The organism is Fodinibius sp. (genome assembly GCF_041642155.1).
In the GTDB taxonomy this organism is placed as follows: Bacteria; Bacteroidota; Rhodothermia; order Balneolales; family Balneolaceae; genus Fodinibius.
In genome coordinates, this window is record NZ_JBEPWZ010000160.1 from 1 (window position 1) to 6,673 (window position 6,673).

Annotated in this window: 6 protein-coding genes; all 6 read right to left on the reverse strand. The window is 50.4% G+C overall.

All coding sequences use genetic code 11. The features are described 5' to 3' along the window. The coding region (locus ACESLU_RS09800; RefSeq protein ID WP_372638474.1) for a uroporphyrinogen-III synthase at window positions 1–215 on the reverse strand (215 nt) is incomplete at its 3' end. An 80-nt stretch (window positions 216–295) separates the two neighbouring features. Beyond that, window positions 296–1,219 carry a hydroxymethylbilane synthase gene (gene hemC, locus ACESLU_RS09805; protein ID WP_372638475.1) on the reverse strand — a complete coding sequence of 308 codons (924 nt, stop codon included), beginning with the start codon at window positions 1,217–1,219 and terminating at the stop codon, window positions 296–298. Beyond that, entirely contained in the window at window positions 1,212–2,477 is a 1,266-nt protein-coding gene (gene hemA / locus ACESLU_RS09810; protein ID WP_372638476.1) for a glutamyl-tRNA reductase, read from the reverse strand. Before hemA ends, hemC begins: the two co-directional genes overlap by 8 nt. 3 nt (window positions 2,478–2,480) lie before the next feature. Continuing rightward, entirely contained in the window at window positions 2,481–3,605 is a 1,125-nt protein-coding gene (gene hemH, locus ACESLU_RS09815) for a ferrochelatase (RefSeq protein ID WP_372638477.1), read from the reverse strand. A 169-nt stretch (window positions 3,606–3,774) separates the two neighbouring features. Then, the gene (locus ACESLU_RS09820; RefSeq protein ID WP_372638478.1) at window positions 3,775–5,172 is read right to left on the reverse strand and encodes a sensor histidine kinase; all 1,398 of its coding nucleotides are present in this window, start codon (window positions 5,170–5,172) and stop codon (window positions 3,775–3,777) included. 157 nt (window positions 5,173–5,329) lie between these two features. Beyond that, window positions 5,330–6,031: a response regulator transcription factor gene (locus ACESLU_RS09825; RefSeq protein WP_372638479.1), complete on the reverse strand. Its 702-nt coding sequence runs from the start codon at window positions 6,029–6,031 to the stop codon at window positions 5,330–5,332. Window positions 6,032–6,673: the final 642 nt, after the last annotated feature.

The window sequence follows — 6,673 nt, forward strand, 5'->3', positions numbered from 1 at the left end:
AGCTCTCCCAGGGCTTTCACCCCGTTGGCGCTGGTGAACACCCAGTCCGACTTGAGATGATTATTGATCACCTTGAGGACACCATCCCAGTAATCCGGAAAATTAAATTCAAGGGCGGGTTCAACAATCGGTTCCAGTCCCAGGATACGGGCATATTCCAGCTGCTGCGCGGACAGGGGACGTGTGACTAAAATATTTTGCTTGTTTTGTCTCATTAATCGCCGATCAACCTGATTGTCTGATTAACCTGATTGCGCTGATAGTTATCTGTTGCCCCAGCGTAAATGCTTCATCATTAGTCTGATTTCATCTCTTCAATAACGCTGCCGGCTCCCTTGTCAAGCAGGACCCGGGAGGCGGCGTGACCCAGTTCCCCGGCCTCCCCGAGGGGTACCCGTTCTTCATAGTCATATCGCTCGCGTCCGTCCAGGGTCAGGGCCACCGCCTGAAAATAAACGTTTTCATCTTCTATGAAAGCGTACGCGCCAACCGGGGCGCTGCACCCGGCTTCCATGTCGTGCAGAAAATCGCGCTCGATCCCCGTGCACAAGGCCGTGTCCTCGTGATTCAGTTGCAAAATAATCTCTTCCATCTCCCGGTCATCTTCCCGGGTCATCACCGCCATGGCACCCTGGGCCGCGGCCGGCACCATCCAGTCCAGGTAACTGCTTATGTGATGACCGAGATCGATACGCTGGAGTCCCGCCGCCGCAAAGATAGCCCCGTCCCATTCGTTGTTTTCCACTTTTTCCAGTCGGGTATTCACATTCCCGCGGATATTTACGATTTCGTGATTCGGGTACCGGTGCAGCCACTGGGCGCGCCGGCGGTTACTGCTGGTGGCGATGGTGGCCTGGTAGTCGGTGTCACTCAGAAAACCGGTGCCGCCGGGGGCCACCAGGGAATCACGCGGGTCGGCCCGCTCCATAACAGCCGATACGTTGAGGGGGAGGGGGTTTTCGGTCGGCAGGTCTTTAAAGGAGTGGACCGCTATATCAACCTCGTCGTTCAGCTGAGCGTTATCGAGTGCTTTGGTGAATACGCCCTTGCCCCCCATCTCGGTAAGCGGAGTCGTCAGATCAATATCGCCCTCCGAGGTCACAAAAATAAGTTCGGTTTCGTGACCGAGTTCCCGGAGTTCCCGGGCTACCTCCCGGGCCTGCCATGTCGCCAGCTGACTCTCGCGGGTGCCGATACGAATCGTGGAATGTTTACTCATTATCACCTTTCAACTCTAACTTAAACATATCATGTACCACCTTTGTTACCTGCTCCGATTCGTGATGGTCGCGTAAATGTTCAATGGAGTAAGCGGCAATTTTATTAACAATGCGGCGAGTCAGATTTTCAACCTTTTCTTTATCCGTATCTGAAATTTTATTTTTAAAAAAGTCGAACTCATCTTCACGGATCGTATCGAACTTGGCCGTCAGCGCTTTGATGGTGGGCACCACTTTTTGCTTGCTGAGCCAGTTTTTGTAGTCGGTCAGTTCATCTTCGATAATCTTTTTGACCAGCGGGATATTCTCTTCACGGCGCCGGTACGCCTCATCGGTGACATCCGTAAGGAAATCCATATTCGCCAGATCCACAAAGTTCAGATCGTCAATTTCCGGATCGATATTGCGGGGCACCGACAGGTCGACCATCACCTTGAATTTCGGGTCCAGAAGCGATGGCTTCATATCGTCAAGCGTAATCACCGGCTCTTTGGAACCGGTAGCCACGATCACCAAATCCGCCTCGGCGATCTCCTGCGGCAGCCGCTCCATCCCCGCCACCTGCAGGTTGTACTTCTCAGCCACGAACTCCGCCCGGTCGCGCGTGCGGTTGATCAGCGTCAGTTTCCGGGCTCCCAGGTTAATCAGGTTTTTGCAGGTCACTTTCCCGATTTTGCCGGTCCCGACCAGCAGAATATTCTTATTCTTCAGGTTTTCGAACGTCTTGATGGCAAACTTGACGGCGGCATAAGCCGTGGTCGCGGCGCCCTCGCCCAGGGAGGTCTCATTGCGGGACCGCTTATGGGCCCGAAACACATGCTGCATCAGCCGGTGGAGTTCACCGTCAACCGCATCCAGCCTGCTGGACCGTTCATACGCTTCCTTGACCTGTTTTACGACCTGAAGGTCGCCTAAAATCTGGGAATCAAGTCCCACCGCAACCTGGAAAAGATGCTCGACAGCCTGCTGCCCCTCTTTCTCAAAGCCATAGTTATGGAACTCTTCCAGTGTGGCACCGGAATAAGCGATCAGCAGGCGGATAATCTCCTGGGACGTGGCATCCTGGGCAAAAATCTCCGTGCGGTTACAGGTAGAAATCACAAAAAGACTGTTGATGCCCTCGCGTTCAGCACCCCGGATAAGCTCTTCCTTTTGGACGTTTGTCAGGCTGAAGCGCTCCCGCACATCGATCGTCGCTTCCCAATGGTTGACTCCCACGACACAAAAATCAGCTATTTTTGGCGGATCTAATCTCATCTGTCAAGCCGAAATCTTTTCAGATTGTGGATTTGTTCCCTTTTTGATATCCATTTCATGATCCAGTTTATCCATGGCCTGACCGGCCAGCGCCTGAATATAGTTGGGATGATCGTTAATACCCGGCATCACGGTTATATGTTCAAAGTCATACCCCTCCTCTTCAAGATCCTCTGCCAGCTCGACGCCCAGCTCGTAGAGCGTTTCAATATGATCGGTGACAAAAGCAATCGGAATCATCAGGAAATTCTTAATGCCGTATTCAATATGGCGCTCAACCAGCTCAGCCGTATTGGGCTGGGTCCATTTTTGAGGCCCCACTTTGGACTGGTAACCCAGCCAGTACTCGTGGTCGTAACCGCGCATCTCCATAATCGCTTCCATGGTCTGGTTAATTTCGTTCGTATACGGATCTCCGCTTCGCACTTCGAGCAGCGGCGTACCGTGAGCACTGAAAATAAAGTGGGTCTTATTGCGCCTTTCTTCATCCATACCGGCCAGCGCCTCATCGATACGCTCGTTTATGGCGCTTAAATAATGCTCGTCGAGATGGTAATTCTTGACATGAAATTCTTTCCAGGGCGCCTGCTTCCCGAACTTTTTCCTGCGCGTGCTTTCCCAATCCCTAAAACTGCTTCCGGTTGTCGTCCACGAAAACTGCGGGTACAACGGCATCATGACGGCGTGAGTAATACCGTCTTCCACCATATCATCCATAGTCGTATCCGCAAACGGCAGCCAGTACCGCATGCAGGTGTAAACCTTCACCGGCTGTTCGGGCATCGTCTTTTTAAAATGCTTTTCCAGTGCGCGCCGCTGTTTCTCCGTTAAACTGTTGATGGGGGAACAGCAGGTCGACACGGTACTGTTCTTGCGATTCAGGCAGTGCTTGTTTCCCATGCAGCCACGGGGACAACCGTTGATCTCTTCATAATCTTCCTGCACGTTGGGAGCCCGAAATTTAGATATAATGTTTGCAAACAGCTCCTGTATTTTTCCGCCTCCCATTTTAATAATATCTTCATCGCGGAACAGGTTGTTTAAAAAAGGGCGTACCGCATAGTCGGCCGTAGGTCCGCCCATATTCATCAACACTACCCCGATTCGCTTGTCTTCTTCAGTAGCCATGTAAGTAATCGTTTAGTCTCGCCGGTAAACCTACCCTTGTTACCGTTTACTTTGACAGGTTTGCAGTTTACTGATCATCAGTGTAAATAAATCATTTCTTTGTGAAGGGAGTTTGAAGAAAGACCAACGAATGCTATTTAGAACGAGTCTAATAGTTAGCCCGTATTTCTCACCCCTTCGGCAGCGTAAACCAAAACCGGGTGCCCCCTCCCATCTCACTCTCGACCTGGATGGCCGTATCATGGGCTTTCAGAATACTTTCAACCACCGCCAACCCGAGCCCCGTCCCCCCTTTATCCCTCGACCGGGCTTTATCCGTGCGATAGAAACGATCAAAAAGCCGGCTAAGGTGTTCTTCTGAAATACCGATGCCCGTATCGGACACTTCAATGGATACCTCATCTTCCTGTCCGGTATACCGCAGGCACACCTCGCCCTCGTTGGTGTATTTCAGGGCGTTGGAAATAAGATTGTCGATCACCTGCTCTATCTTGCCGGGATCACCGACAGCCCGACAGGGATGGTCATCAATATGAAGCGTTATGCCCTTCTCCCGGGCTTTATCGGCATACCATTCCCGCATGTGCCGGGCGATCTGAGAAAGGTCAAATTTCGTCGTTTCCACGAAATACTCGTCAGAATCGTAGCGCTGCAGGGTTTTCAGATCTTTAAAGAGGCGAGAGATACGCTTGGTCTGATTTTTTGCCGACCGGATATACTTTTCCTTTTTATCGGACGGAAGCTCTTTCAGCTCCAGCATATCCAGGGCCGCTGAAATATTGTGGAGCGGGTTGCGGATTTCATGGGTGATGTCGGCAAAAAACTGCTGCTGCTTTTCGGCAAACTGCTTGATCTGTCGGGTATCCTCGCGAAGCCGGGAAGCCATCTGGTTAAGCGAGGTTGCCAGGGTGCCGTATTCGTCGCTTCGGTTGAGATCAATGTTCCGTTCCACATCCCCCTCGGCGATATCCTGTGCCGCATTTTTAATTTGCGTGATCGGCCTGGTAAGATACCGCGAAATCCAGATGCTTACGATCACGACCAGTCCGATAGAGATAAACATGCCGTAGTAGATGATCCACCGGATCGTCTTTATGGGCGCATAAATCCGATCTTTCAGTTGTCCCGCCTGCAGGTACCGAATTTGCCCGGACGCATTCCGCAGTTCAACATAACTGGTTAACAGATCCGAGTCCGGATTTCGCGGCAGCAGCGGCAATCCCTCGCGTGCTTTGACGCTTTCCATGATTCCGGCCTGCAGGTTCTGGGAGGGCGTAAAGGTGGTATCGCTATTCAGGTAGGCATCCATCAGCTGACCCGACGAGTCGTACAGTGCCAGCTGATATCCGGAAGTCTGTGCGGCTTCTTTAAAATGGGTCGAAAACTGCTCTCCATTGTTCAGGTTGGAGACGGTTACCGCCAGCCAGCGCGTGTCTCGCTCCATTTCGGTCCGCCCCTCTTCCAACAGGTAATCCCGGATAAACAGGATGGAGTAGCTGCTGATGGAGGTAATCCCGAAAATCAACAGCAGGATAAACGTCCACGCCAATTTCGAACGTATACTCATAAGCGCTGATGTCCAAATAGTCTTTCAGTGTCCATAAAACCCCGAAGTATTTTTTTGTAAACATAGCGGCAGGACCCCCCCCTTTGAAACACTGCCAGATCAGTCAGCCCCGCAACAGTATTTACTCCTCTGCATGTACAACAGATGTATACCAGCACTATACTTTAACGATTTCGCGGTTCAGTCCATAACCGATTCCGCGGTAGGTTTTTATAATTTCACCCGCATCTTCCATTTTCAATCGCAGATTTTTTACATGCACATCCACGGTCCGGTCAAACACAAACCGGTCTTCTTCGGTAATGTGTTCCAGGATTTCCTGCCGCGTGTAAACCCGTTTGGGGTTTTTGTAAAAAAGCTCGATCAGGGTATACTCCGTTGAGGTAAGGTCAATTTTCTCATCCTCCACATACAGCTCCTTGGCGTCGGTATCAAGGTAGGTATCCCCGTACTGCAGCCAGTTGGCCTTCTGCGGGTTCTGCCGTCGAAGCAGCGATTCCACGTGGGCCTTCACGAGGTTCAGGCTGGCTGGTTTGGGAATGTAGTCGTCGGCTCCCAGCTCAAGGCCTTCAATCTCATCCTGTTCTTCGTCTTTAGCCGTCAGAAAAATAACGGGGATATCATGCAATACGGGATGCCTGCGGATATGGCGACAGATCTCCTTTCCATTCACATTGGGGACCATGATATCGAGTATGGCAAGATGTATTTCACCCGCGTGCTGCTCGATCAGCTCCAGCGCCCGGTTTCCCTCATGGGCTACCAGGACCTCGTAATCATTCATCTCCAGGAAGTTGGCCAGCATTTCGGCTGATTCCTCCTCATCTTCGACTAATAATATGCTGTGTCTGGGTTTCACGACAACTAATTTTGGTTACGGTCTAATACAACTACCCTGGATTATTCACATAGAAATTTGATTGTGGGCAAGGCAGATTGGAAATGGAGGCGGAGAGGTATTTTCCTGCCTTGAGTATCCATTTTCAGTCCAACGCAGCACAGGAGCAAATTTCGCAGTCGTCACTTTAATCGTTCAAAAAGAAGACATTACTATATGACTATATGCTAAGACGTTAAAAAATAACAGGATAACAAATGATTCCTTATTGTTCATGAATAATTCAGGCTATAGAAGCACATCCAACAGTGCTTGGCCCGAAATCGTTGGTAAGATAGTAAACTTTACAGAGTATCTGAACTCCTCATTGATTTGCAGGGGACTTTGAAAAACCAGGGGGGGCAATACCAGATCCTGCGCAATTTCAAAATCCCAGCGTAGATTACATACAGACGATACATGAGGATGTATTGGAATTGTGAACAGGCAGAGATCGGGCAAAACAACGGTTTTGCAAAGGTCTCTTGGAAAGCGTGCTTGTCATCCTCTGCAGGTTTAAGCATCTTACCTAAACCGGCGAATGATACACTACACCAATTATCCCTACAGAGGGTTTTGAAAAATCAGGAATTTTAATCAATATCAATACCAACGCCTGAATGA